Raw genomic sequence first — 26,037 nt, 5'->3', positions numbered from 1 at the left:
ACGTCGGACTCGCCCTGGTCACCAACCAATAGCGAACAGACAGGCGATAACCCGAACGCCACAGAAGATGATCACCGGAGGTAAAACGACAAGCTCATAGCCACGACGTAGAGCGGCTGCACGGGGTATCAACCCAGCACATCCACCATTGCGGAGGTGCCCGTGCAGCAGCTCAACTGGCAGAAGCCGTCCTACAGCAACGCAGAAGGCGGCAGCACCTGCCTCGAACTCTCCACCGGAGCTGGCGATGCCCGCCACCTTCGCGAGTCCGACGACCCGGACACCGTCATCACCACCAACACCGCCAAGCTCCGCGCCTTCGTCCTCGGCGCCAAAGCCGGCGAGTTCGACCACCTCCTCTGACAACTCCGGACGCCGCACCGGCATCAACCCGGCCGCACCCCGCTCCGTCGAGGTGCGGCCGGGCAGTTGAGCCGACCTCTCCGCGTGCCGGGGATCGGCTCATCCGATGGACAAGCGCCTGGCGCGGTATCTCAGAGGGCGGTAGGTGAGTTGATGTCCGCCTTGTCGTTGCGGATGGAGTGCCAGGGCCGGGGCATCCGCAGCCGGGCCCAGCCGGGACGCGGGTGGGCAACGATGATCAATCGGGGCACCCGGCAAAGCCCTACCGGAAGGCTCATGAAGATCTTGAAAGCGCGCCCGGCTTGCACCGGTCAGACCTGGTTGACATTTGCCAGCGATCCGGTGTGAATCGGACAGCCAGAGCAAGATCTCCAGGAGGCTCCTGGCCGTTCGGCGAAACGTCTCCCAACTGGACCCACGCACTGACATCATGACTGACAGTCGCCACTTGACTCGGGAGAGTCACAGGCCGAGGTGGAGGAGATACCAGGATGCCGAACACCGTCACCGCTCCGTGGGGCACCACCCGGATGCGCCCCTACGCCGATGCGCCGCCCTGGCCGGCGCTGACGCCGGTCATCGACCCGGGCACCCAGGTTGCGGCCTTCCACGACGAGCGGGGCCGCACCGTCGAGATGATGGGGAAGCACGGGACCAGCACCGACCAGACCGGCCCGACCAGCACCGGCGGTGGTGGCGGGGACGGGCAGAGCGGCGGGCAGGCCCAGCCGACCGACGTGGACACCATGACCTCCAACGACCAGGACCAGAGCTGAGTCAGCAGGGGGCGGTGCTGGTGCTGACCTGCGCCTACGATCCGACGGCCGACCTGGTGCTGCGGATCCTGGCCGACCGGCAGGTGCCGGTCGTGCGTGCGGACCCCGGCGCCGATCTCCACCAGGGTGCCGCGCTGACTGCCCGCTACACCGCGGGCGGCCGGCGCGGCACCCTCACCACGGCCACCCGCACCCTCGACCTCGACCGGACCCGCGCGGTCTGGTACCGGCGCCCCTCGGGCTGGACCGCTCCGGCTGGCATGGTGGGGCAGGACGCCGAGTTCGCCCGTGCCCAGACCCAGTGGGGCGCCGGCGGGATCCTCGCGGCGCTGCCCGGCGCCCACTACGTGAACCACCCGTGGGACATCAGGGCCGCCGAGCACAAGCCCGCCCAGCTCGATGCCGCGCTCGCGGCCGGCTTCGCCGTCCCCGACACCGTCATCACCACCGACCCGGAGCAGGCCCGCGCCTTCTGCGCCCAGCAACCTGGCGGAGCCGTCTACAAGCCGCTGTGGAACACCACCTACCACAACGAGGACGGCCGGGCGGTGCAGGCGTGGGTCGCCGAGGTCGCCCCGGAGGAGATCACCGACGCGGTCGCGGCGTGCCCGCACCTCTTCCAGGCCCGCCTGGTCAAGGACTTCGACGTGCGGCTGACTGCCGTGGGCACCGAGCTCTTCGCTGTCCGGATCGACAGCCCCGACCTCGACTGGCGCCGCCGCCAGGACCTGATCACCTACACGCCGATCGACGTGCCCGCGTCCGTACGCCGATCTGTGGCCCATTACCTGGGGAACTTCCGACTCGTCTACGGCGCCTTCGACTTCGCTGTCGACGCCGACGGCCGCTGGATGTTCCTTGAGTGCAACGCCAACGGGCAGTGGGCGTTCTTCCCGCCTCCGACGATCGATGCCATCGCCACGGCAATCGCCGACCAGCTTCAGAAAGGCCACTCCGCATGACCTCCACCGCTGCGGACCTGCGCGCAGCCCTCGTCCGCCGGCTTACCGCCGACGAAGGCCTCACCGACCCGTACTGGCGCGCCGCCGCGGAGGCAGTGCCGCGCGAGATCTTCGTCGGCGACTACTTCCGCGAGATCCCCGGCTCCTTCCCCACCTTCTACCAGCCGGTCCGCGAGGACGGCGAGGGCTGGCTGGAGGCCATCTACACGAACCAGACCCTCATCACCCAGCTCGACGGCCGCCTCCAGACCGCCGATGCCTGCGGGCCGGTCTCCGGATCCCCGTCGTCGTCGTCCACCCTGCCCTCCCTGGTCCTGCGCATGTGGCAGCAGCTCGACGTCGAAGCCGGCCACCGCGTCCTCGAGATCGGCACCGGCACCGGCTACTCCACCGCGCTGGGCGCCCACCGCCTCGGCGAGGAGAGCATCGTCAGCGTCGAAGTCGACCGGACCGTCGCCCAAAGCGCCGCCACCTCCCTCAAAACCGCCGGGTACGCCCCGCACCTGGTCGTCGCCGACGGCCTCGCCGGACACGAGCCCGCCGCGCCGTACGACCGGCTCATCGCGACCTGCGCGGTACGCACCCTGCCCTACGCCTGGCTGCACCAGGTCAAGCCCGGCGGGAAGATCCTCGTCACGTTCTCCGGCTGGCAGTTCGGTTACGGCCTCGCCCTGCTGACCGTTACCGAGCCCGGCGAGGCGACGGGCCGCTTCCTGCCCGGCTGTACCAGCTTCATGATTGCCCGCCCCCACGACCGGCCTCCACGTCAGAACCCCACCCTGCTGCCCGGCGACGAACGCGCTGCCCGCATCGACCCGGCCATCATCACCGACTGGACCGGCACCTGGGTTGCCCAGCTCGCCGCACCCTCCGCCGAACGCATCGGCGCCGACGACCAGCAGATCCTCATCGACTACGCCACCGGCTCCCAGGCCCGCACCCAGCCCGACGGCCACGGCGGATGGACGGTCATCCAGCGCGGCCCGTTGCGCCTGTGGGACCAGGTCGAGGCGGCGATCGAGGCCTGGCAGGCGGCGGGCGCACCGCATCAGGAGCAGTTCGGCATCACGGTCACCGCCGACGGGCAGCGGGTCTGGCTGGGTAGCGAGGACGGGCCCGGCTGGCGCCTGCCGCTGTGATCGTGATGCGCAGCTCCCGGCCCGGGCGCTCCCCGTCAGCGCGTGAGCGTTTCGCGCGCGACGCGGCTGCGCGTGCGGGGCGGGACCGCTCCGCGGGCGTTCCAGCACTGGGACAGCAACGCACACGGCTGGGCGACCGAAAGCGGCGCCTTCACGCTGCGGATCGCAACCTCCGTCGCCGATCCCGGCCACACCGTCACGGTCACTCCGACGACCGACCGGACGTAGCCACGCCGCTCGTGCGCGGCCGGTCCGGTCCGGGCCGGCCGCGCACACCACCCTGCGCCACGCCGAGCAGCCCCACCACGAGCACGAGAAGGTGATTGACCTGCCCTCAAGTCGGTGCAGGAGATTGAACCTTGAGGAGGCTGCAAGAAGGTCCTAAACTTGTCCGGTGATCGACAAGGCGCGCGCGTTCGACGAACTCGGCCCCGTTGTCAGCAGGCATCCGGTGGCCAGCGGCAAGCGATGGGTGAATGCCTCCTGGGCACTGGGTATCGGCGTCCCGGTCGGCTGCTTGGGCCTATGGGGAATGCTCGCCACCGGCGACGACGCGTCGGTCGGTGCCAACAAGGCGGTAGGCATACTCATCGGCCTCGGCCTGGCCGGGGTCTACATCGCGGTGACTCAGGCCCTCCGGGCAGTACGTGGCGGATCGGCGGAGTACTTCGAGGTGCGCGAGCACGGCCTGGTCCACGGCTCCCGGCAGGGGCCGACGGTCTTCGCCTGGGACCAGGTCGCCACGATCGCCATCCGGACCGCCGACCGGGACAGCGGGCTCGCCCGGCAACTGGGCATCGGGTACCGGTGCGTGCTCCGCTCGGCCGACGGCAGGCGGGTCCGGGTGGACGGACTGGCCGAACGGCACGGCGAGTTGGGCCTCGCGGTGCTCAGCCGGTGCCCGCATGCGACCCGGCTCACCGGCAATGAGTGGGAGCAGAAGGCGGGCGGTCGGCTGCTGGCCGCAGGCGCGGCATGCCTGGCCGCGGTCGTCGCCATGATCCTCTTCATCGCGAGCCGCCCGGACAAGGTGATCACCGACCCCCACGACGTCACCTACGTGCGCCACATACCCGGCCTCAGCGACACCCAGATGTTTCTGCTCGCCATCGGAATCATGGTGTGCCTGATCGCGGGCATCACCTGCGTCGTCCTGTTCGTACGGGCTCGGATGATGCGCAGGTGAGGACGCCCTAGGCAGTTGTCCACTGCTCTCGGGCCAGGGATGGATCGGAGGAGCGGCCCCGGCGGGGACACCTGCGGTGTCGCCGGCTCCCCCGGCAGCCCGGAACGGGTCGTAAGCACATCTCCATCCCGGCACCGACCCGCGGTGGCCACCCCCTGGTACGCGTTCATCCCGGCGACCGTGGTCACGGGCCCGGGAATCGGCCGCGTGGTCGCTCCGATGTCCACCGAGGCAATGCGGAACGTCGAACCCCGGCTGGCCGGCGCCGCCTCAGGCATCGACAACACGATCCGTCAGGTCGGCTCCGTCATCGGCGCGGCGACGGTCGGTGCTCTGCCACAGGGCCGACTGGCTGCCGAGCTGGCCACCGGCAAGACGTACGCCGACGCGTTCATCGCCACGATGCACGTCACCGCGATCCTCCCGATCACCGTGGTCCTGGCCGGAGCACTTGCCTGCCTGCTGGTACGCAACCACACCAGGGCCGAGCCCGCAGACCCCGTACCGGCTACGGCCACCCGGGAGACGACGCCCGGTCGCTGAGTTCTTACCGGCACCCCGTGTCGGCGAAGACGTGAGAGGTACCGACAACGCACCGCGGTCGGCCGCCGTCGGGCCGGGCGTCGCGCCTCCGGCCCCCGCGGAGCGCTGGTGACGCGGCAGCGGTGGAAGAGAAAGTGCCCGCCCGCGCGACATCCTGACACCTCACGTAGTCATGAGGGGTATGCACGGGGATCACCGAACAAGGGAACAGGCAGGGACCGAGTGAAATCAGCACAGGAGGACGAATATCTGGAGTTCGTGGCCGCGAGGGCGAAGGCGCTGTACCGCTCGGCGTACGTCCTCGCGGCCGGCGACACGCACCTTGCCGAGGACCTGGTCCAGGAGACCCTCAGCCGGGTGTACGTGCACTGGAAGCGGGTGGCCGGTGCGGACAACCCGGTGGCCTACGCCCAGACGGTTCTGGTCCGCACCTTCCTCAGCCTGCGGCGTCGGCGCAGCACCGGCGAGCGCCCCACCGGGACCATGCCCGACGGTGCGGCGTCCGGCCCGGACACCGCGCTGCGGCTCACCCTGCTGGACGCGCTCGGCCAACTGCCGCCCCGTGACCGGGCGGTGCTGCTGCTGCGCTACTGGGAGGACCGCAGCATCGAGGAGACCGCCCGGATGCTCAGGCTGAGCAGCAGTGCGGTCCGCTCCCAGGGCACCCGTGCACTCGCCAGGGTGCGTGCGCTGCTCGGCGACAGCCTGTCCGACCTGGTTCCGCACTGAGCACCGGTGCGCGCGGGTCAGAACCGCCACAGAGCCCCCATCGTTGACAGAAAAGGTGACGCCAGCATGCCGTTCGAAGCAGACCTCGCACATGCCCTGGACCGCACGACCGACTCCCTCGAACCCGATCTCACCGCGCTCCTGGGCGGAGCCGTCAAGCGCGGGCGGAGCCGTCGGCGTCGGCGCGCCGCCGGCGTCGTCGCCGGGGTCGGTGCCTGCGCCGTGATCGCGGCAGCCGGCCTGATGCTCCCCGGTGTGCTCGCCGGGATCCGCCCCGCAGGTTCCGACCTCGAGCCGGCGGCGCAGGCGGCGCCCCGGTCCGCTATCACCGACACCCAGATGATCCAGGCTCTGGAGATGACGTTCCCCGGGGGCCGGTTCAGCGAGGTCACCGGGCAGAGCAACAACCCCTCGGATCCGTCCGGCGGGGCCGTCGCCAACGCCGGTCTGGTCCTCGACGACGGGCAAGGGGCCGCCTACGTCGGCATCTCGGCCGTGCGGCTCAAACTGCCGCTCAGGGACGGCGACGGGCTGAGCTGCAAGTGGAAGCCCAAGCGCGACGCAGCTGACACCTGCACGCTGCGCGAGCTGCCGAGCAGCGCCGAGATTCCGGGCGGGGCCCTGGTGATGTCGGAGCAGAACGCGGCCGAGCACCCGGCCCGTGCCGACACCGCCCGCCGCTGGACGATCACGGTGACCCTGAAGTCGACCGGCGCGCAGCTTCAGATGGTGCAGTGGAACAGCACCGGCGGTGGCACTGGCGCCGATACACCGAAGCCGACCCGCGCCGCGCCCCCGCTCTCCGAGCAGCAGGCGGTGGCCGTACTCACCGGTGCCACCTGGGCGCCGATCCTCGCTGCCGTCGGCTGACCGGTCGCACTGCCGGAAACGGGGGCAGAACCTCCATGGCCTGCTGCGCCGGCAGGTCATGGACGGTCCGGCCGGTACCGTCACCCCGCCACAGGCCGACGTAGTGGTACACCGCGCCGCTGGGCGGCAGGTCGCCCGGCAGGTAGGCCAACTGACGGCCTGTCCGCATTCAGCAGTGGGACTGCTGGAACGGCAGCAACCAGATCTGGTACCCCTACGCGGCCGGCCAGGGCTATCCTCCCGTCAACTACCAGGGCGTTTTTCGAAGTGCTGGTCACAGCCACTCGTTGATGGCTGCGACCAGCACGGTCGCTTCGTAGCGGACGGCAAGAACCGGGTGCGGGGGGCGACGAGGTGCTCGTGCTGCTGCGGGAGCGAGAGGCCGCGTGCCGCAGAGAGGCGGAGCGGTTGCGCGGGGAGGCCGAGCGGACCGCCGGACCACTGCGGGTGCGCGAGGACGGGTTGGCCAGGAGAACCGGCGTGCCACCTGCCGGAGGGCACGCCGTCGACCGGATGTCCTCGTCCTGGTCGGACGGTCTCGTCTACTGTTCTTCGGCCGGTTCGCCGTTGGCTGCCGTGGTGTCCGGCGGCAGCGTGTCGGCAGCCGCCCGGGGACGGTCGGGAAGCAGGTGCCGGGCAGGCAGCGGGATGCGCTCACCGGAGGCGTCGCTGGTGAAGGGGATGACACCCGATCCGCCGGGGAACTCGCCGGTCACGTAGTAGTCCGTACGGAACCCGAGGGACGCCTGGGCGCTGAGGGTTTCGCCATTGGCGCGGACGGGCACGAGTTCGTGCTGCTCCATCCACAGACAGCCGGTGCTGCGCGGCGGAATGATGAGCCCGCGTTCCTTTCTCTCCTCGGCCATGGTCGACACGTTGCGGCGGGTTTCGTAGCCCAGTTCGATGGAGGCGGAGACGGAGGCGGTGGTGGTCACACTGGCGCCCATGCCGAACGGTTTGGCGGACGCCTCCACACCTACCGACGCGCCCACGGTGATGCCCGTGGCCACGCTGAAGGAGAAGCCCGCCTCCCGGGTGACCCCCGTGGTGATCGTCTGCGACTCCGGCTGGGCCACGGTTCCGGCGCGGTTGTCGCGGAAGAGGACGAGATCGAAGATCCGGTGGCGGCGGATCCGGTAGAACGGCGAGTTCTGGATCTGCCAGGCCGCGGTGCGGTTGGGGTCGTTGACCAGGACGTAGGGCACGGTCACGGTGCGGTCGGTCACCCTCGTCTGCGCCGGCGGCCTGGCGGGCGACGTCAGGACCGGGATGCCGGGGCCGGGTGCGCGTTGCACGACGGCGGGCAGGTCGAGGATCCAGGTCGTGGGAGTGGGGTTGGGCCGCCCGGCGACGCGCACGGCGGTGAACCCGCCCACGGGCAGGAACAGGCGTTCGTCGAGGTCCCCGTCCGGGTACGGCGGAGTCACCACCGACCACAACCGCGTCCCGGCGCCGTCGAACAGCTGCTCGCCGACCTCGCCCTGACGCGCGTAGCGCCGTCCGTTGTGCACCTGCCTGATGCACACACCGGTCTCCAGCGGGGGCGTGGAAACGGAGGCGCAGTCGCTCAGGGCGACGTATCCCGGCGGAGGTATCGGCCGCCAGACCGCGGAGGACAGTTCATCCACGGCCCCGGGACCGCTGACAACCCTCGGGAGATCACCGATCCGTTCCCACCTCACGCACGGTTGTATCAGGCTCCGGTCGGCGGAGACGTCCCGCAGCAACAGCGACCCCGCGTCCGCGAGGTTCGTCCCGTTCGAGAACTGGAACCCCGCGGGCCACCAACCGCTCTGCCCCACGTGACCGACGAGGATCCGGGGGTGGCTGCTCGCACCTTCCGCTCTGGGGATGATCGATGTCGGCCAGGCCGTCCGAACGCTCGTGGTGTAGTGCAGTTCCAGATCGCCATAGCGTTGGGTGATCACACAGGCTCCTTCGTGCAGAGGACGATTGCCGTGCGGTCTCCTCCAGACCGTACTGCCCCGGCCCCGCCTCGAAGAGGGACAAACAGGCCAACAACACGACGGGCCGCGGGTTCACAACCCGTAGGAAGCGGCAGCGGCCCGTTGCGGTGCGGTGCAGGCATCCGGCAGGCACCGCCCTGTCGCACCGCAAGCCGGCCAGGGGCGAGCGCGCAGAGCCGACCCCAGCACCGTCGCTCAAGTAGACCCGCACCCTTCGGCTGACCGGCCAGGGAGCAGTGGGCCCCGGACGGGCTTCGGCCGTGCGGTTGTCTCGGGCGGCCAGAAGTCGTGAGGCGTGTCGACTGAACCGGCTTCGGCATTTACGCAAGTCAGAGGAAATTTCGCTGTCTCCCGGGTCCGGAGCGAGCGGGGAGTCCCGAACGGGACCTGAGCTGCCAAGTAATAAGTGCCGTCTCAGCGGACCTCTGCCCCGTGGTGACATGGCGCGTCGTCCGGATTCCACGTCGTCGACAGGGCTAACGCCGCCTGATGCAGCACCAGGTGCTCCGGTGCGATGATCAATCGGCGGCTTCGCAACCGCGGCACGCCATCCGGCGGGCCCGGGCCGCACCGCAGCAGCGAACCTACGGAAGGGACTTGGCGTGCGCAGACTCGTCCACTACATCGCCACCACTCTCGATGGCTTCATCGCGGGCCCGGACGGCGCGGACCCCAGCGGACCGAACGGCTTCTGGCCCATACCGGAGGACTACATCCAGCACCTCGTGGCCGAATATCCGGAGACGCTGCCCGTCCACGCCCGGCAGGCACTGTCCGTCACGGCGGGGGGCACCCACTTCGACACCGTGCTCGAAGGGCGGCGCAGCTACGAGATCGGCCTTGCGGCCGGGATCACCGACGCCTACCCCCACCTGCGGCACCTGGTGTTCTCCCGGACCATGACCGAGAGCCCGGACCCGGCCGTCGAACTGGTCGCCGACGACCCGGTGGCGACCGTGCGAGAGCTCAAGCAGCAGGACGGCAAGGACATCTGGCTGCTCGGCGGCGCCGAGCTGGCGGGCTCCCTGTACACCGAGATCGACGCGCTGATCCTCAAGGTCGGACCGCTGACCATCGGCAACGGGATCCCGCTGTTCTCCCGCAGGGCCGCCTTCGACCCGCGCACCTGGACCCTCACCGACCACACCGTCCTCAGGAGCGGCGCGATGTTCCTCACCTACACCCGCGTCACCGGCTGAGCCCTCCGGGCGGGCGGCGCTGCGCGAGGCCGGGCTCGCCGGGCATCCGGGTTGTCTGCCGAGTGCCGGTTCGGACAGTCAGAGGTGAGGCCAAGGATCGGTGCCCGCCTCCTTGAGACGTCGTTCCTCCCGCCAGTTCAGGAAGACCGGCTGGAGTTCAGGAAGACCGGCTGGTCCGGGGAGAACATGCCCATGGGTTGAGGACTGATCTCTTCGGTCAGGAACCCGACGAGGAAGTCGGCCATGCCGCAGTCGTACTCGACCCAGTCGCCATCCCGGGTGAGTACGAGAGTGGTCCACCTGTCGGGATCCGGATCCGCGGTGTCCCGGAACGCTTGGTCGGCACTGCAATCCGTGGCCCACGAGAACCTCCCCCGCAGGGCCGGGTCCTCGTCGGGGTCCAGGTCGAGCAGCTCATACCCGCACTCGATCAACTCCTCGAAGCCCAGGGGACCGCGAGCGCCTTGGGCAACCTCCAGCGGCAGCCCTATGGAGAACGAGCAATTGATCGACCCACCACCATAGGTGGAGGGGCCGCCTCGGCCACCGTCCAGCCATGGGACACCCCGAAGGGGACTCCGGCATCACGATGCACGGTGGCCGCACGGCACGGGAGACGAAGCGCACCTTCAGGTGGCGCGTAAGGCCCCGGGGATCAAGCCAATGCCCTGGCCGGATCACCACCCTTGTACGTAGTCAATCGTGCACATAGCGTGACGATCTGTCCGCAATGCGGCTCCCTCGCACTGACGTGAAAGGTGGTTTCGTCATGTCCGACAAGCCCGGGTACGCCGACCTCATCGAGCCCACTCCCGGCGTCGCCGAGGCGAACCGGAAGTCCGTGGAGGCCGTCGAGACCGGCGACCAGACGGGCGGCCAGGACTTCGCCGATGCCAGCCGCGGTCTGATCGCCCTGCCCGGGACCAACGTCATCTGGTCCCGCAAGGACTCCGGGAAGGTCGTCTGGGACTTCACCGCGTACGAGTTCCTCGATCCCGACCCGAGCTCCGAACCGCCGACGGTCAACGGCAGCCTGCAGCGGCAGGGCCAGCTGACCGCCATCGCCGGGCTGTTCCTGGTCCACAGCAGCCGCGAGTACCGGATCTACCAGGTCCGCGGCTACGACCTGTCCAACATGACGATCGTCGAGCACGATGCGGGCCTGGTCGTCATCGACCCGCTGGCCTGCTACGAGACCGCGCGGGCCGCGCTCAAGCTGTTCCGGGACCGGACGGAACTCTCCAAGGAGCAGCGGCCCGTCAAGGGCGTCGTCTACACCCACTGTCACGTCGACCACTTCGGCGGCTCCCGCGGCCTCTTCGCCGAACAGGGCGACCCGCTGGAGCCTGGTGTTCCCGTCGTCGCGCCGGAGGGCTTCCTCGAACACGCGATCAGCGAGAACGTCTACGCGGGCCCCGCGATGGCCCGGCGCGCGCAGTACATGTACGCGGCGCAGCTGGACAAGAGCCCGACGGGCCAGGTCGGTTCGGGCCTGGGCACGACCATCTCCACGGGCGAGGTGACCCTCGTCCCGCCGACGGAATACATCGGCGGCCCGCTCCACCAGCCGGTCCCGAAGGACCGGTGGAAGGACACCTACGTCATCCCCTGGCGGCCGGGGCTGTACGAGTTCGACCTGGCCGGCGTCCAGATGCTGTTCCAGCTCACGCCGGGCACCGAGGCCCCGGCGGAGATGAACATCTACTTCCCGGACGCCCGGACCCTGTGCATCGCGGAGAACGCCACGCACACCATGCACAACATCCTCAGCCTGCGCGGGGCGCAGGTGCGGGACGCGCACGCGTGGTCGAAGTACCTCACCGAGGCGATCCAGACCTTCGGCAAGGAGACCGACGTCCTGTTCGCCTCGCACCACTGGCCGATGTGGGGTGACGAGCAGGGCAACGGGCGCATCCTCGAATTCCTCGACAGGCAGCGCGACATGTACGCCTACCTCAACGACCAGGCCCTGCGGCTGATCAACGCCGGCCGCACCGGGACCGAGATCGCCGAGGAGTTGCCGACCCTCCCGGCGGGCCTGAACGACCACTGGCACAACCAGGGCTACCACGGCTCGGTGAGCCACAACCTCAAGGCGGTCTACCAGCGTTACATGGGCTGGTACGACGGCAACCCGGCCCACCTGTGGCAGCTCCCGCCCGTCCAGTCGGGCGCGGCCTACGTGGAGGCGATGGGCGGTGCCGAGGCCGTGATCGCCCTGGCCCAGCGGGCCTATGACACCGACACCCCGGACGGCTTCCGCTGGGCCGCCGAACTGCTCAACCACGTCATCTTCGGGGCGGCGGCCGAGTCGGGCAGCCCGCTCGCCGAGCCGCAGGTCACCCGGGCCAGGGAGTTGCAGGCCAAGGTCCTCACCCAGCTCGGTTACGGCAGCGCCAACGGCACCTGGCGCAACGCCTACCTCACCGGCGCCCAGGAGGTCGTCAACGGCCCGCAGCCGCTGATCACCAGCCAGAGCTCGGCCGACCTGGTGCGCAGCACCACCCTGGAGCAGTTCTTCTCCGCCCTCGCCCGGAGCGTGGACGGGCCGACGGCCGCGGACCGGCACCGCCTCCCGATCGCCCTCAACTGGGTGTTCACGGACACCGGCGAGAAGTGCACCACGACTCTGCGCAACGGCGTGCTGGTGTTCGTGGCGGACGGCGACCGCCTCCTCGAGGTGCCGGACGCCACCATCACGCTCAGCCGTCAGACGCTCAACGAAGTGGCTCAGACCCCCGGTTTCCGGAGGAACTTCGACCGGGCGGTGCGGGAGAACAAGATCACGCTGGACGGCGAGAAGGCTCAGCAGGCGGCCGACGCCGTCTTCGACACCCTGACCCTCCCCGACCCGAAGTTCCCGATCGTCACCCCGCGCACCCGCTGAGTGTCACGACACCGGGCCGGCTTCACCCGAAGCCGGCCCGGTTCGCACCCCCTCCCCCGGCGCTTCCCGGTCCTTCCCCGTCCGACTGAAAAGTGATATCACTTTGCTAAGTCCGTGACCGTGCGGACCGAGGACGAGAGGAGCCGGCCCGATGGCCGCTCAAGACCACGCCTTCGAGGGCGTCGAAATGCCCGCCCCCAAGGTCACCGAACGCGTCATCACCGGAAGCGCCGGGCTGCCCGTGCTCGCGCTCGGCCTGCTGCTGCTCCTCGGCAGCGCCGCGACGACCGTCGTCGGCATCGTCCTGGCCGCCCAGAGCGGCTCGGCCGCCGGAATCGCCCTGACCTCGGCCGGCCCGGTCGTACTGCTCGCCTCGGTGATCCTGCTCTGCGGCCTGACCGCCGTGGCCCCCGGCCAGGCCCGGGTGGTGCAGCTGCTCGGCCGCTACCGGGGCACCATCCGCGCCGACGGGCTGACCTGGGTCAACCCCTTCACCTCCCGCCGGCGGATATCCACCCGGATCCGCAACCACGAGACCGAGACCACCAAGGTCAACGACTCCGACGGCAACCCGATCGAGATGGCCGCCGTGGTCGTCTGGCAGGTCGAGGACACCGCGAAGGCCACCTTCGAGGTGGACGACTTCACCGAGTTCGTCGCCATCCAGACCGAGACCGCGGTGCGCCACATCGCCAACAGCTACCCGTACGACGCCCACCAGCCCGGACAGTTGTCGCTGCGCGACAGCGCGGACGAGATCACCCGCAAGCTCTCCGAGGAGATCTCCACCCGGGTCGCCTCGGCCGGCGTGCGGGTGGTGGAGTCCCGGATCACCCGGCTCGCCTACGCCCCCGAGGTCGCGCAGGTGATGCTGCAGCGCCAGCAGGCCAGCGCCGTGGTCGCCGCCCGCCGCTTGATCGTGGAGGGCGCGGTGGGCATGGTGGAGCTCGCCCTGGACCGCCTCGCCGAGCGCGACGTGGTCGAGCTGGACGAGGAGCGCAAGGCCGCCATGGTGAGCAACCTGCTGGTCGTGCTCTGCGGCGACCGGGGCACCCAGCCGGTGGTCAACACCGGCTCCCTGTACCAGTAGGAGGTGCGTCCAGGTGGCGCCGGAGCGAAAGAAGATCCTGCTGCGCCTGGACCCGGCCGTCCACGACGCACTGGCCCGCTGGGCCTCGGACGAACTGCGCAGCACCAACGCGCAGATCGAGTTCCTGCTCCGCCGGGCCCTGACCGAGGGCGGCCGGATGCCGGGCGGCGTACCCCGCCTGCCCAGGCGCGGCCGCCCGCCCAGGAACGGCGAGCCGGAACCGGACCAACACCAAGCTCCCTGAGGACGGTTGGAGTCCCGCCATGGAACTGCCCGGCACCCTGCCCGGCCAGCTCTACCTGCTGGCCCACGACCCCGAACGGGGCCGCCTGACCGGTACGCACAACCTCGAACCGCTGCTGCGCGCCGCGGCCCTCACCGACCTCCTCCAGCGCGGCCTGCTCCGCGACGCGAACGGCAGGCCGGAGGTCACCGGCCGGGCCCCGGCCGGGCTCGACCCGGTGCTCGCCGGCATCCTCACGGAGCTCGCCGACGGCCGGCCCCGCCGCTGGAGGAACTGGATCGGACGGCGCCGGCGCACCACCCGCGCCGTCCGGGACGGCCTCGCGGCCACCGGCTGGATCCGCCTCGACGAGCACCGTGTGCTCGGCCTCTTCCGCACCGTCCGGCCCACCCCGCGCGACCCCCGGGTCCGCAAGGCCCTGGCCGCCGCGGTCTCCTCGGCCCTGCACGGACCGCTCTCCCGGGTCGAGCCGGGCGACGCGGCGCTGGTCGCCCTCGCCGACGCGGCCCGGCTCGCCCTGGTCCTGCCCCGGAAGCTGCGCCGCGAACAGCGGGAACGGATCGCCGCACTCGCCGCGCTCTGCGGCCCGGTCCCGCGCGCCCTGCGCCAGGCGATCGCCGCCCGGGACAGCGCGGCGACCTGACCCCGGCAGGGTCCGGAACGGTATCGCGGCAGGTGAGGCGCCCCGAGGCCCCCGGGCGGGGTGTGGCTATCCCCCCGCGAAAGTCTGATGCTGGCCGCAGCGCGCGACGAACGCTTCCCGGGAAATGATCATCATCAGTTCCGCGAGAGCGAGTTGAGGAGTGATCGGCATGACGGGAAAGCACCTGCGGCGACGGACGCTGCTGACCACGACGGCCGTCGCGGCGGGAGCCCTGCTGGCTCCCGCCGCAGCCCAGGCAGCGCCGACGGCCCAGGGAGCCCCGACGGCCCAGGGAGCCCCGGCAGCCCCGGCGACGGGCGGCGGCGGGCAGGGCCCGGTCCGCGCGCTGGAGAGGGCGGCCCACCCGCTGCGGTCGACGGAGCCCGGGACGGACACGGCCGACCTGCGGCCCCTGGGGGCGATGATCGGCGGCGCCAAGGTGGTGGGCCTCGGCGAGGCCACGCACGGCTCGCACGAGTTCTTCGCCATGAAGGAACGGGTCTTCCGGTACCTCGTCGAGGAGAGGGGATTCACCACCTTCGCCCTGGAGATGAGCTGGCCCGCCGGACTGCGGATCGACGAGTACCTCCAGGGCGGCCGGGGAGACGCACGCCGGATCGTCAAGGAGGAACTGGGCGAATCCCCCTGGGAACGCGAGGAGTTCGTCAGCCTCATCGAGTGGATGCGGGACCACAACCGCCGCCACCCCGGCCACAAGGTCCACTTCATGGGCGACGACATCGGCGCCCCCAAGGTGGGCGACGACCTCTTCGCGCGGGTGACGGGCTACGTGCAGCGGCAGCACCCGGAGCTGCTGCCGCGCTTCACCGAGCTCTACACCGGCCTGCGCCCCCTCGACGACAGCTTCGCCTACCTGGCCGGCCCGCTCGCGGAACGACAGCGGCTCGCCGCCAACGCCCGGCAGGCCCTGGAGCTGCTCACCGGCCGACAGGGCGCAGGCGGAACCGAGTTCGAGTGGACGGTGCAGCACGCCCGGTCCATCGCCCAGACCGCCACGTTCCTCGCCTTCGACCTCGCCGACCCCGCGGTCATCCCCGTCGCGATGCTCTACCGCGACCAGCTGATGGCCGACAACACCGCCTGGTGGCAACGGCACACCGGCCACCGGATGCTGCTGTCGGCGCACAACTCCCATGTGGGGTACGTGACCGACATCCCCGAGACCTACCCCAAGGTGCAGGGCGCTTTCCTGCGCGACCTGCTCGGCAAGGACTACCTCCCCATCGGATTCACCTTCGACCGGGGCTCCTTCCTGTCGAAGGACCAGAGCCTCGGCGGCCCGTGGAAGAAGTACACCGTCGACGCGGCCGGGCCCGGCACCAACGAGGAAACCCTCGACAAGGTCCGCCACCGGGACTACTACCTCGACATCCGCACCGCCCCACCCGCCGCCCGCACCTGGCTGGACACCGCCCGCCCCACCCGCAGCATCGGCACCGAATACCCCGTCCCCCTCGCCGACATCCGGATAGCCTCCAGCTACGACGTCCTCATCCACCTCCACCGCATCCGCGAAGCCGACCAGCTGCGCCCCTAGCCGCTGACCGAGGGGCCGGTCTGGACCCGGCGCCGGTCCGGGTCCGGGCCGCGAGGAGATGTGCGGCCGCCGAACCCCGCCCGCGCCGGGCCGGTCAGACCTGGTTGAGGCCGCCGTCGACGAAGAGTTCGGCTCCGGTGGTGAAGGAGCTCTGGTCCGAGGCGAGGAAGAGGGCCGCGGCGGCGACCTCGTCGGGGCGCCCGATCCGGCCCAGCGGAATCCTGGCGACGAGCTCGTCCACCACGGGCGCCTCCCCCGCGCCCAGACCGCTGACGGCGGGAGTCTCGATCGGGCCGGGGCTGATGGCGTTGACCCGGATGCCGCGGCCCGCGAGCTCGGCGGCCCACGTGCGGACGAGGTTGCGGTCGGCGGCCTTGGTGGCGCTGTAGACGCTCATCGACTCGACGCCCCTCGACGCGTTGGTGGAGGAGAGCACGACCACCGAGGCGCCGTCCGACAGCAGGGGCAGCGCCTTCTGGACGGTGAAGATCGCCCCCTTGACGTTGATGCCGAAGGTCCTGTCGTAGTGCTCCTCGGTGATCTCCCCGAGCCGGGCGAACGCGCCGACACCGGCGTTGGCCACCACGACGTCCAGCCGTCCGCTGCGTGCCTCGATCGCCGCGAAGAGCCGGTCGAGGTCATCGAGGTTCGACACATCGCTCTGGACGCCGACGGCCCGTCCGCCGATGGCTTCCACGGCCTCGTCCAGCTCGGCCTTGCGCCGGCCGGTGAGGTAGACGGTGGCGCCTTCGGCGGCGAACCGGCGGGCGACGGCGAGACCGATCCCGGCCGATCCCCCGGTCACCAGGGCGATCTTCCCATCCAGCTGTCCCATGGTTTCCACTCCCTTGACCAGCACTGCTCGACCATCACTGGAGCTGCTTCTGGTGGGAGCGCCGAACCCCCCGCCGGGAATTCCCCCGGGCGTTCCGTGTCCACCGGCGCCGCCCTGCCCCGGAAGGGGCGCGGAGGCGCCGCGTACGCGGCCGCCGGGATGCGAGCCACCCCGGTGTGGTGGAAATGTGGGAGAGAGAGCCCGGCACGGCCCCGGCCCCCTGCCCTGGCCGCGCCACCGGGCTCCCGAAGGCCGTGTGCACCGGATGAGGACGATCGAGGACTCGCACAGACCTGCGGCGGTCACACGCCGACCGCCCGGAGGCCCCCGTCGCTCACCCTCCGTAGCGCGAATCGATGCCGGATGCGTGCTCTGCCGAATCGAGGCGGTACCAGTGGATCTCAGGATGTCTGTCGAAGCCCGGGAGGCGTTCCTCGCCGGCCCGCACGTGGGAGTCCTGGGGGTGGACGACGCGCGCGACGGCGGCGGACCGCTGCTCGTCCCGCTCTGGTACTCCTACCGGCCGGGCGGGCTGGTGACGATCCAGACCGGGCGGGAGACGCTGAAGGCCCGGCTCATCCGCGGTGCGGGCCGGTTCAGCCTCTGCGCGCAGGTCGAGTCGGCGCCCTACCGCTACGTCAGCGTGGAGGGGCCGGTGGTGGCCGTCGAGGACCCGCTGCCGCCGGCCGAACGCGAGGAGCTGGCCCGCCGGTATCTGGACGCGGACACGGCGGCGGCCTACCTGGACGCCAACCAGCGGCAGCTGGCCGACGACGTCCTCATCCGCATGAGGCCCGAGAGATGGCGGACCGCCGACTTCGCCGCCTTCGCCGAGGAGTTCGAACCGTAGCTTCCCGCGCACGCGGTCGGTGCGCGGCAGAGAGCGTGACATCCCGATGAACACCCGAACAACGACGCATCAGGCGACGGCCGAGCACGCCGCGGCGGTGCCGTATCCACGCGATCGGTGCCTCCATGAGCTGTTCGACTCCAGGGCGGCGCACCGCCCGCGGGCCATCGCCTCCGTCCAGCACGGCCGCAGCATCAGCTACGGCGAACTCAAGCTCCGCTCCGACGCGTTGGCGGCCCGGCTGCACGACTCCGGCGTGCGGTACGGCGACACGGTCGGGGTGTGCGGGGCCCGCTCTCCGGAGGCGCTGGTCGCGTTCCTGGGCATCCTCAAGACCGGTGCGGCCTACGTCCCGCTCGACGACGCCTCACCGCCCGCGCGTCTGCAGGCGATGGCCGAGGACGCGGGGGTGCACACCGTCGTCGCACTGCCCGGCAGCTCCCGCCGCATCCGGCGCGTGCGTTCCCGCATCGACCTGGGCGGCCCGGCCCCGGCCGCCCGGACCGGACCGCCCGCCCCGACCGCCCCGGCCGCGGTACCGCAGGCCCGGGCACTCCCCGCGGACTGCGCCTACGTGATGTTCACCTCCGGCTCGACCGGCCGCCCCAAACCGGTGGCGATCCCGCACCGCGGAGTCGTCCGGCTGGCCGCCTCCGACCTGGTCCGGCAGCGGCCGCGACCCGGTGAGCGGGTGCTGCACGCCTACGGCCTCTCCTCGGACGCCTCTTCGATCGAGATCTGGCCCGCGCTGCTCGCCGGCGCCTGCCTCGTGATCGCCGACCAGGAGGAACTGCTGTCGCCGGCCGCCCTGGAGTCGCTCCTGCTCTCCGAACGGGTCGGCGTCGCCTACCTGACCACCGGGGTGTTCCACCACATCGCGCGCACCAGGCCCTCGGCGCTGCGGTCCCTGCGGTTCGCCTCGGCCGGAGGCGAGGCGATGGACGCGGAGCTGGCCCGCGCGATACTGGCGGCCTGCCCGGACACCACCGTGGTCAACTTCTACGGCCCGACCGAGAACAGCGTGGTCTCCACCGCACACATGCTGCACGACCTGCCTCCCGAGGCGACGGCCGTGCCGATCGGCCTCCCCCTGGAGAACTCCACCTGTCATGTGCTGCGCCCGGACGGCACACTCGCCGGCACCGGCGAGGAGGGCGAACTCCTCGTCGGCGGGGACGGGCTCGCACTGGGGTACCTCGGCGACCCCGAGCTGACCGCCGAGCGCTTCGTCGACGACCTCGTCGAGCCTGGTACGCGCCTCTACCGCACCGGTGACCGCGTGGTCCGGCGCCCCGACGGCTTACTGGAGTACCGGTCCCGGGTGGACCGGCAGATCAAACTGCGCGGGCACCGCATCGAGCCGGACGAGGTGGAGACGCGGCTGCGCGCGGACGACGCGGTGGGCGAGGCCGTCGTCGAACGGGACGGCGACTCCCTGATCGGGTACGTGACACCGGCCCGCCCCGGCCGGGCGCTGCCCCTGGACCGCATCCGCGGCGGTCTCGCCACCTGGCTGCCCGCGGCCGCGGTGCCCGCGCGGCTGGTGGAACTCGCGCGGTTCCCGGTGACGGCCGGCGGCAAGGTCGACCGCCACCGGCTGCGCGGGCTGGCGGCCGCCGAGGAGGCCGCCGCCCAGCCGGCGGTGAACGGCACCGCGCCCGGCCCGCAGGACACGGTGGCCCGGATCTGGCAGGTGGTGCTGGGTGTGCACCCGGCACCGGGCGACAGCTTCTTCGACATCGGCGGCGACTCCCTGCTGGCGGCCGAGGCCGTCACCCGTACGCTGACCGCCTTCGACCTCGACGCCCGGCACGGCCGCACCCTCGTCCACAGCCTGCTGCGCTCCCCCACACTGGAGGACTTCACCGCCGCCGTCACCGCCGTCCAGGGCCGGCCCGGCGGGGTGAACGCCGACGCGGGCCCGGTGGACTTCCGCGCCGAGGCACGGCTGGGCTTCACCCTCCCGCCGCCGCGCGGGCCGGAGCCGGACTGGCGCCACCCCGCGGAGGTGCTGCTCACCGGCGCCTCCGGCTTCGTCGGCGCCTTCCTCCTGGCCGCGCTGCTGCGCCGCACCGACGCCCGGGTGCACTGCCCGGTACGAAGCCGGGCCCCCGCCCACGCCCGGCAGAAGGTGATGCGGAACCTCGCCCGCTTCGGCCTCGCCACCCCCGAAACCGCCGACCGCGTCGTCTGCCTCCCCGCCGACCTCGCCGAGCCCGGCCTCGGACTGGAACCGGGCCGCGCCGACGAACTCGCCGACACCCTCGACCTGGTGATCCACTCGGCCGCGCAGGTCAACTTCATCTATCCGTACGACGCGCTGCGCCGCACCAACGTGGACGGCACCAGGGAGCTCGTCCGGCTGGCGGCCGGACGCCGGGTGCCGGTGCACTTCCTCTCCACCATCGCGGTGCTCGCCGGCTTCGGAACCGCCGGCGTACGGCACGTCGACGAGGACCTGCCGCTCGACCACGCCGACCGGCTCACCATGGGCTACGCCGAGAGCAAGTGGGTCGCCGAGGAGGTGCTGCGCGACGCCGCGGACCAGGCCCAGGGCCTGCCGGTGGCGGTCTACCGTCCGTACGAGATCACCGGAGACCGGCGCACCGGCGCCTGCAACACCGACACCGCGATCTGCTCGCTGTTCAAGACGATCAGCGAGACCGGGCTGGCCCCCGACATCCCGCTGCCGCTGGACTTCGTCCCGGTGGACTTCCTCTCCGACGCCCTGGTGCACATCGCCACCACCCACCGCACCACCCGCCGGACCTACCACATGACCAACCCCCGCCCCGCGGGCCTGCGCGACATGCTCGACCGGATGGACACGGCCGGCCACCGGATCTCCCGGCTCCCCTACGAGGAGTGGGTGGGCGAGCTCGTCCGCCACGTCGCGCGGCACCCCACGAGCCCCACCGCCCCGTTCGTCTCGCTGTGCGTGGACCGCTGCAAGCAGGCCGACATGTCCGTCAAGGAGATGTACTTCGAGGGCACCTTCCCGACCGTCGGACGGGCCAACGTCGAGCGCGACCTGGCCACCTCGGGCCTGCACTGCCCTCCCGTCGACGCGGAGCTGCTGGACCGCTACCTGGAGTACTTCTACACCACCGGCTACATCGAACGCCCCGGCCGCGGCCACCCCGAAGGGGAGCGGACATGAGCGCGCGGCGGCCCGGCGCCGAGCCGGACGTCCTGGACTTCCCGCTCCCGCCGCCGGGCACCATGGGGCCGCCCGGGGAGTCCGCGCGGCTGCGCGAGAGCTGCCCCCTGGCCAGGGTCAGGATGCCGATGGACGCGACCGCCTGGTACGCCACCCGGTACGAGGACGTCCGGATGCTCTTCGCGGACCCCCGGCTGATCAGGCCGACCATCAACGACTGGCCGTCGCGCCCCGGGCAGCCCGCGGACGACGGGCCGCGCCTGGTCACGATCGCCGAACTCGACGGCCCCCGGCACGCGGCCCTGCGCCGGGCCCTGGCCGAGCCGTTCAGCTCCCGGGCCGTACGCGACCACCTGCCGCGCATCCGCGGGCTCGCCGGGCGACTGCTGCGGGCGTTCGAGGAGAACGGCCCGCCCGGCGACCTGGTCGCCGGCTTCACCGACCCCTTCCCCCTGCTCGTGCTCTGCGACCTGGTGGGCATCCCCTTCGAGGACCGGGACTGGTTCCTCCCGGTCCTGGACGCGGCCCTCGGCGGCATGGTGACCTCCCAGGAGGGCCGCCGGGTCACCGGCCTGCTGCGCGAGTACGTCGCCGGACTGATCGCCCGGAAGCGGGACCGGCCCGGCGACGACGTCCTGACCCTGCTGGTCCGCCGGTGCGACGACGGCGAGCTGACCCACGACGACGTACTGGCCTTCGGGCTGTCCATGCTCACCGTCGGCTTCGGCATCAGCAGCTTCTTCCTGGCCGACACCGTGCACACCCTGCTCGACCGGCCGGACCTCTGGGCCCGCCTGCGCGACGACCGCGGCCTCCTGCCCGGCGCGGTGGAGGAGTTCCTGCGCTACATGCCGGTGATGAACGGCACCGTGATCCTCCTGGCGACCGAGGACATCGAACTGCACGGGCGGACGATCCGCGAGGGCGACGCCGTCATCCCCGTACCGGCCTGCGCCAACCGCGACGAGCGGGTCTTCGCCGACGCCGACCGGCTCGACCTGGACCGGGCCGGCGCGACCACGGGCCGCGGGGGCCACCTCGCCTTCGGACGGGGGGCCCACAACTGCCTCGGCGCCCACCTGGCCCGCGCCGAACTGACCACGGGAATCGAGGCGCTGCTCGACCGCTTCCCGCGGCTGCGCCTCGCCCAAGGACAGGAACCCGCCTGGGACGACGAATCCGTGACCAAGTCACCGCTGACCCTCCCGGTCAGCTGGTGAGACCCGCCCGGCCACCTCACACCCGGCCACCTCGTACGCGATCAGGGAGCACCGCCAGTGAGCAGCACACCGCCGCGACCCGCCGTCGACCCGCCCGTCATCGACCTGCCCCTCCCGCCGCCGGGCACCATGGGCCCGCCCACGCAGTACGGGTGGCTGCGCCGGGAGTGTCCGCTGGCCGAGGTCCGGCTGCCGATCGGCGCCACCGCCTGGTACGCCACCCGCTACGAGGACGTCCGGGACCTGATCGCGGACCCCCGGCTGATCCGGCCCACCATCAACGACTGGCCGCCCCGGCCCGACCGGGCCATCGACGACGAGCCGGGCCTGATCACGATGATGGAACTGAACGGCCCCCGCCACGAGGCCCTGCGGCGCGCTCTGGCCGAGCCGTTCAGCGTCCGTTCCGTCCGGTCCCGGCTGCCGCGCCTGCGCCGGTCGGCCGACGGGCTGCTGGACGATTTCATGGCCGGCGGGCAGCCCGGCGACCTGGTCGGCGGCTTCCTGGAGCCCTTCCCGCTGCTGGCCATGTGCGAGCTGGTGGGCATCCCCTACGAGGACCGCGAGTACTTCCTGCCCAGGGCGGACGCCGCCCTCGGGGCGATGGTCACCCTGGACGAGGGCCGCGAGGTCACCTCCGAACTGCGCGAGTACATCGCGTCACTGCTCGACCGCAAGCGGCGCGAGCCCGCCGACGACGTCCTCACCGGGCTGGTCCACGCGTGCGGGCCCGGCACCCCGGACGGGGAGAGCGTGGTGAACTTCGGGCTCTCGATGCTGGTCGCCGGCTACCGCACGAGCACCATGTTCCTGGCCGACGCCGTGGTGGCCCTGCTGACCGTGCCCGACCGGTACGCCCGGCTCCGCGACGACCGCGGCCTCCTGCCCGGCGCGGTGGAGGAACTCCTGCGGTACATCCCGGTCATGAACGGCGTCGTGGTCCTCCAGGCCGTCGAGGACATCGAGTTGCACGACCGCAGGATCCGCGCGGGCGACGCCGTCCTGCCCGTCCTCGCCTCGGCCAACCGCGACGAACGGGTGTTCACCGACGCCGACCGGCTCGACCTGTGCCGAGCGGAGAACCCGCACCTCACCTTCGGCCGGGGCACGCACAACTGCATCGGCGCACACCTGGCCCGGGCCCAGCTGACCGTGGGACTGGAGGCCCTGCTCGACCGCCTCCCCCGACTGCGCCTCGCCGAAGGACAGGCCCCCACCTGGGACGACGAATCCCCGAGCAAGTCACCGCTCACCCTCCCCGTCAGCTGGCACGACACCACCGCCGCTCAAGGGGCCGGCGATCCACCGGAGCAACCACGAAGCCACCGCCCCCCGCCGCCGTGAGGGCGCCCCCGAGCGCCGCGCTCACCGCCGTGTGCCCGAACGGACGCGCCGCCACGAGGTCAGTCGGCAGCCTTGGGCAACAGGTGCGGCGCGTACTTCTCGACCGCTTCCATCAGCTGCCTCTTCGACGGGTTCACCATCGCCCGGCCGGCCACGGTCACGGTCGGCACGGTCTCGTTCCCGTCCGCGACCGAGCGGACGAACGCCGCCGCCTCGGGATCCCTCCAGATGTTCACCTTGCTGTACCGCAGCCGCGTGAAGCGCAGACGCAGGAGCAGTCGAGCGGTTCACCCCGCCGAAGCCGCTCCGGCTTCCCTCCGGGGCGGCCGGACGGCCCTCTTGCCGGCCGGCCCTGCCGACACCGCCGCGCGGACCGACCGTGTCAAGGGCTGCCGCAGCACCGGGCGCCGCGTGGGCCGGGTCCACGTCCTCACCCGGCCCCTGACGGACCACCTTCGATTCGAGTTCGCGCACTACCGCCACAACATCGCGGCCGGGGAGGACATCCGGATCCTCGACCCGCCCTTCCTGGAATTCCTGGAAGAGCGTGGGTGAGTGACGTTCGACCCCGAGCAGCTGGATCGGTCCACAGCCGATCTGGCGGAAATGCTCCGCGGCCTTCGAGCGCTTGAAGCGCCCGCGGATCTGGCCGAGGAGCGGTTCCGGGGCGTGGCCCGATGAATACCTTCACCGTTCATGACGATCGATTGACGACCGTGGAGACCTTCACCGGGCGAATCGAATTTCGCAATGCCCGGGATTTCGCCGAACACTTGGAAATATTCACACTGTACGAAGACCTGGCAATATTCGGAGAAAACTCCAGAGACCCCTGGCGACCCGGGCTGCGACACATCGGAAAGATCTTTAGTCCACTACGGAAATCCCCTTGAAGGGTACGAACTCACCCCCTTATCTTCTTCTCCAGGAAAGGGATCCAGCAGGAGGAGAAACCGCCGCAGAGCGGCGACTCCTCGGCGCGGCACCGGCCCGAGCCGCGTCAGGACCGACGGGCAAACCCGTACACGAGCGGAGAACCCCCATGGGTAAGCACGACGACGGCAAGGGCGGCAGCTCCGGCGACAAGCAGCAGTCGCCGAAGGAGTCGGACGGCCAGTGGAAGAGGCCCGTACCGCCGCCCGGTCCGGACGAGGAGAAGAAGTAGGCGCGAGCCGATGAACAAGAACGCGCAGCTGGTCGCCGAACTGACCAAGTCCGGCGCACTGGGCGAAGAGTGGCGGGGCGCGTTCGAGCGCGCCCCGCGCTCTGCCTTCATTCCGGATGCCGTCTGGGCGCCGGACGAGGGCACACCCGGCGGCTATCGCCTGGTCGCCAAGGGCCGGGATCCGCACGGCTGGTGGGAGCTGGTCAACGCCGACGACGTGGTCGTGACGCAGCTGGACGACGGGGATTCCGACGGCCCCGGCGTCGCCACCTCGTCGGCCTCCATGCCCTCCCTGGTCGCGATGATGCTCCGTCACCTCGACCTCGCCGAGGGGCAGACCGTGCTGGACATCGGCACCGGTACCGGCTGGACGAGCGCCTTGCTGTCCGCCCGACTCGGCGACGTCGGCGTGACCACGGTGGAGATCGACCCGGGCGTCGCCGCCGAGGCGGCGCGCCGGCTGAAGGCCGCCCGGTTCACGCCCCGCCTCGCGGTGGGCGACGGCCTGGCCGGCCATGCCTCCACCGCCCCCTACAACCGCATCCACTCCACGGCAGCGGTACGGCACGTGCCCCTCCCATGGATCGAGCAGACCGAGCCCGGCGGGGTCGTCGTGACACCCTGGGGTACGCCGTACGCCAACGCCGGGCTGCTCCGGCTGGTCGTCGGCGGTCCGGGCCGGGAGTCGCACGGCCGGTTCGTGGAGAACGTCAGCTTCATGTGGATGCGGGCACAACGACCGCACGCCGTGACGGCTCCGGGCGTCGGGCCGGTACGTGACAGCGCGTCCCCGATGGATCCGGACCTTGCCGAGGAGAACGTCCACGCGGCGTTCGCCATCGGCCTGCGGGTGCCCGGAGTTCGCTCCGTGCACACCTGGGACAGCGAGGATCCGCAGGGCACCTACCGCGTGCAGCTCTCCGACGGCGAGGGCTCCTGGGCCTCCGCGCGCCATCGGCGATGGGATGCCGGAGACGCCGTTCAGCAGACCGGGCCCCGCCGAATCTGGGACGAGGTCTGCGCCGCCCGGCTGTGGTGGCTGAAGGAAGGCAAGCCGGAACTGACCCGCTTCGGGCTGACCGTCGGCCCGGACGGGGGCCAGACCGTCTGGCTGGACAGCCCCGACCACCCCGTCGGCTGACGCCAGGACGAGCCGCTGGAAGCACGCCGGTTCCAGAGTGAACATATGGCTGAGCGTGTCCGTCCGGGTCCGGACCGGGGAGATCGACGACACCGAGGGCAGGCTGGTTCCCGAGTCGTCGAGACCGCGTCCACCGGACCGAACCGAGCCCGCGGCACGATTGCCT

The 26,037-nt window shown here is 71.3% G+C and carries 26 protein-coding genes; 22 read left to right on the top strand and 4 right to left on the bottom strand.

Going from position 1 to position 26,037, the window contains the following annotated elements:
- The first annotated feature begins 156 nt into the window (after window positions 1-156).
- The 9 genes from ACIP82_RS15960 to ACIP82_RS15920 all read left to right on the top strand — a co-directional run bounded on the left by ACIP82_RS15960 (window position 157) and on the right by ACIP82_RS15920 (window position 6,568).
- A complete protein-coding gene (locus tag ACIP82_RS15960) occupies window positions 157-363 on the top strand; it encodes a DUF397 domain-containing protein (protein ID WP_400653763.1) in 207 nt (68 codons plus the stop codon).
- Between the two features lie 491 nt (window positions 364-854).
- Window positions 855-1,139, top strand: coding sequence for a putative ATP-grasp-modified RiPP (gene tgmA, locus ACIP82_RS15955; RefSeq protein ID WP_400653762.1), 285 nt, complete (start codon window positions 855-857; stop codon window positions 1,137-1,139).
- Window positions 1,140-1,153: 14 nt separating this feature from the next.
- Entirely contained in the window at window positions 1,154-2,101 is a 948-nt protein-coding gene (gene tgmB / locus ACIP82_RS15950; protein WP_400653761.1) for an ATP-grasp ribosomal peptide maturase, read from the top strand.
- Window positions 2,098-3,240: an ATP-grasp peptide maturase system methyltransferase gene (tgmC, locus tag ACIP82_RS15945; RefSeq protein WP_400653760.1), complete on the top strand. Its 1,143-nt coding sequence runs from the start codon at window positions 2,098-2,100 to the stop codon at window positions 3,238-3,240. The genes tgmB and tgmC overlap by 4 nt, the downstream gene beginning before the upstream one ends.
- A gap of 42 nt (window positions 3,241-3,282) precedes the next feature.
- The gene (locus tag ACIP82_RS15940; RefSeq protein ID WP_400653759.1) at window positions 3,283-3,468 is read left to right on the top strand and encodes a hypothetical protein; all 186 of its coding nucleotides are present in this window, start codon (window positions 3,283-3,285) and stop codon (window positions 3,466-3,468) included.
- Window positions 3,469-3,634: 166 nt separating this feature from the next.
- Window positions 3,635-4,426 carry a hypothetical protein gene (locus ACIP82_RS15935; RefSeq protein ID WP_400653758.1) on the top strand — a complete coding sequence of 264 codons (792 nt, stop codon included), beginning with the start codon at window positions 3,635-3,637 and terminating at the stop codon, window positions 4,424-4,426.
- 219 nt (window positions 4,427-4,645) lie between these two features.
- Window positions 4,646-4,969 (top strand): hypothetical protein, encoded by a 324-nt coding sequence (locus ACIP82_RS15930; protein WP_400653757.1) that lies wholly within the window; start codon window positions 4,646-4,648, stop codon window positions 4,967-4,969.
- 222 nt (window positions 4,970-5,191) lie between these two features.
- Window positions 5,192-5,698 (top strand): SigE family RNA polymerase sigma factor, encoded by a 507-nt coding sequence (locus tag ACIP82_RS15925; protein WP_363606828.1) that lies wholly within the window; start codon window positions 5,192-5,194, stop codon window positions 5,696-5,698.
- A 66-nt stretch (window positions 5,699-5,764) separates the two neighbouring features.
- Window positions 5,765-6,568 (top strand): hypothetical protein, encoded by an 804-nt coding sequence (locus tag ACIP82_RS15920; RefSeq protein ID WP_400653756.1) that lies wholly within the window; start codon window positions 5,765-5,767, stop codon window positions 6,566-6,568.
- A gap of 542 nt (window positions 6,569-7,110) precedes the next feature.
- On the opposite strand, the gene ACIP82_RS15915 is transcribed toward ACIP82_RS15920, so the two are convergent.
- Complete coding sequence (locus tag ACIP82_RS15915; protein ID WP_400653755.1) at window positions 7,111-8,496, bottom strand: hypothetical protein; 1,386 nt, start codon at window positions 8,494-8,496, stop codon at window positions 7,111-7,113.
- A 641-nt stretch (window positions 8,497-9,137) separates the two neighbouring features.
- Between ACIP82_RS15915 and ACIP82_RS15910 the strand changes: the two genes are divergently transcribed.
- Complete coding sequence (locus tag ACIP82_RS15910; RefSeq protein ID WP_400653754.1) at window positions 9,138-9,734, top strand: dihydrofolate reductase family protein; 597 nt, start codon at window positions 9,138-9,140, stop codon at window positions 9,732-9,734.
- A 137-nt stretch (window positions 9,735-9,871) separates the two neighbouring features.
- On the opposite strand, the gene ACIP82_RS15905 is transcribed toward ACIP82_RS15910, so the two are convergent.
- Window positions 9,872-10,168 (bottom strand): hypothetical protein, encoded by a 297-nt coding sequence (locus ACIP82_RS15905; RefSeq protein WP_400653753.1) that lies wholly within the window; start codon window positions 10,166-10,168, stop codon window positions 9,872-9,874.
- A 335-nt stretch (window positions 10,169-10,503) separates the two neighbouring features.
- On the opposite strand from ACIP82_RS15905, the gene ACIP82_RS15900 reads away from it, so the two are divergent.
- From ACIP82_RS15900 to ACIP82_RS15880, 5 genes are all read left to right on the top strand, one after another.
- Window positions 10,504-12,621, top strand: coding sequence for an alkyl/aryl-sulfatase (locus tag ACIP82_RS15900; protein WP_400653752.1), 2,118 nt, complete (start codon window positions 10,504-10,506; stop codon window positions 12,619-12,621).
- Window positions 12,622-12,772: 151 nt separating this feature from the next.
- Entirely contained in the window at window positions 12,773-13,711 is a 939-nt protein-coding gene (locus ACIP82_RS15895; protein WP_400653751.1) for an SPFH domain-containing protein, read from the top strand.
- Between the two features lie 13 nt (window positions 13,712-13,724).
- Complete coding sequence (locus ACIP82_RS15890; RefSeq protein ID WP_400653750.1) at window positions 13,725-13,955, top strand: hypothetical protein; 231 nt, start codon at window positions 13,725-13,727, stop codon at window positions 13,953-13,955.
- A gap of 19 nt (window positions 13,956-13,974) precedes the next feature.
- Window positions 13,975-14,598 (top strand): GPP34 family phosphoprotein, encoded by a 624-nt coding sequence (locus tag ACIP82_RS15885; protein WP_363607808.1) that lies wholly within the window; start codon window positions 13,975-13,977, stop codon window positions 14,596-14,598.
- A gap of 169 nt (window positions 14,599-14,767) precedes the next feature.
- Window positions 14,768-16,156 (top strand): erythromycin esterase family protein, encoded by a 1,389-nt coding sequence (locus ACIP82_RS15880; protein ID WP_400653749.1) that lies wholly within the window; start codon window positions 14,768-14,770, stop codon window positions 16,154-16,156.
- A 94-nt stretch (window positions 16,157-16,250) separates the two neighbouring features.
- On the opposite strand, the gene ACIP82_RS15875 is transcribed toward ACIP82_RS15880, so the two are convergent.
- Window positions 16,251-16,991, bottom strand: coding sequence for an SDR family oxidoreductase (locus tag ACIP82_RS15875; RefSeq protein ID WP_363607810.1), 741 nt, complete (start codon window positions 16,989-16,991; stop codon window positions 16,251-16,253).
- A 406-nt stretch (window positions 16,992-17,397) separates the two neighbouring features.
- On the opposite strand from ACIP82_RS15875, the gene ACIP82_RS15870 reads away from it, so the two are divergent.
- Genes ACIP82_RS15870 through ACIP82_RS15855 form a run of 4 tightly spaced genes read left to right on the top strand, consistent with a single transcriptional unit; the run spans window position 17,398 to window position 23,565 of the window.
- A complete protein-coding gene (locus ACIP82_RS15870; RefSeq protein WP_400653748.1) occupies window positions 17,398-17,841 on the top strand; it encodes a pyridoxamine 5'-phosphate oxidase family protein in 444 nt (147 codons plus the stop codon).
- A 46-nt stretch (window positions 17,842-17,887) separates the two neighbouring features.
- Window positions 17,888-21,001, top strand: a complete 3,114-nt coding sequence (locus ACIP82_RS15865; protein WP_400653747.1) for an amino acid adenylation domain-containing protein — start codon at window positions 17,888-17,890, stop codon at window positions 20,999-21,001.
- Window positions 20,998-22,221 (top strand): cytochrome P450, encoded by a 1,224-nt coding sequence (locus ACIP82_RS15860; protein ID WP_400653746.1) that lies wholly within the window; start codon window positions 20,998-21,000, stop codon window positions 22,219-22,221. Before ACIP82_RS15865 ends, ACIP82_RS15860 begins: the two co-directional genes overlap by 4 nt.
- A gap of 57 nt (window positions 22,222-22,278) precedes the next feature.
- Window positions 22,279-23,565, top strand: coding sequence for a cytochrome P450 (locus tag ACIP82_RS15855; RefSeq protein WP_400653745.1), 1,287 nt, complete (start codon window positions 22,279-22,281; stop codon window positions 23,563-23,565).
- Window positions 23,566-23,624: 59 nt separating this feature from the next.
- Here ACIP82_RS15855 and ACIP82_RS15850 read toward each other — a convergent pair whose 3' ends face one another.
- Window positions 23,625-23,801, bottom strand: coding sequence for a hypothetical protein (locus ACIP82_RS15850; RefSeq protein ID WP_363607815.1), 177 nt, complete (start codon window positions 23,799-23,801; stop codon window positions 23,625-23,627).
- A gap of 103 nt (window positions 23,802-23,904) precedes the next feature.
- Between ACIP82_RS15850 and ACIP82_RS15845 the strand changes: the two genes are divergently transcribed.
- The 3 genes from ACIP82_RS15845 to ACIP82_RS15835 all read left to right on the top strand — a co-directional run bounded on the left by ACIP82_RS15845 (window position 23,905) and on the right by ACIP82_RS15835 (window position 25,871).
- Window positions 23,905-24,120: a DUF6879 family protein gene (locus ACIP82_RS15845; RefSeq protein WP_400653744.1), complete on the top strand. Its 216-nt coding sequence runs from the start codon at window positions 23,905-23,907 to the stop codon at window positions 24,118-24,120.
- 487 nt (window positions 24,121-24,607) lie between these two features.
- The gene (locus tag ACIP82_RS15840) at window positions 24,608-24,730 is read left to right on the top strand and encodes a hypothetical protein (RefSeq protein WP_363607816.1); all 123 of its coding nucleotides are present in this window, start codon (window positions 24,608-24,610) and stop codon (window positions 24,728-24,730) included.
- Between the two features lie 10 nt (window positions 24,731-24,740).
- Window positions 24,741-25,871 (top strand): methyltransferase domain-containing protein, encoded by a 1,131-nt coding sequence (locus tag ACIP82_RS15835; protein ID WP_400653743.1) that lies wholly within the window; start codon window positions 24,741-24,743, stop codon window positions 25,869-25,871.
- Window positions 25,872-26,037 lie beyond the last annotated feature (166 nt).

This window comes from Kitasatospora sp. NPDC088548, assembly GCF_044753005.1.
GTDB lineage: Bacteria > Actinomycetota > Actinomycetes > Streptomycetales > Streptomycetaceae > Kitasatospora.
The sequence above is the reverse complement of the archived record's forward strand: the minus strand, read 5'-3'. Positions and strand labels throughout refer to the sequence as shown.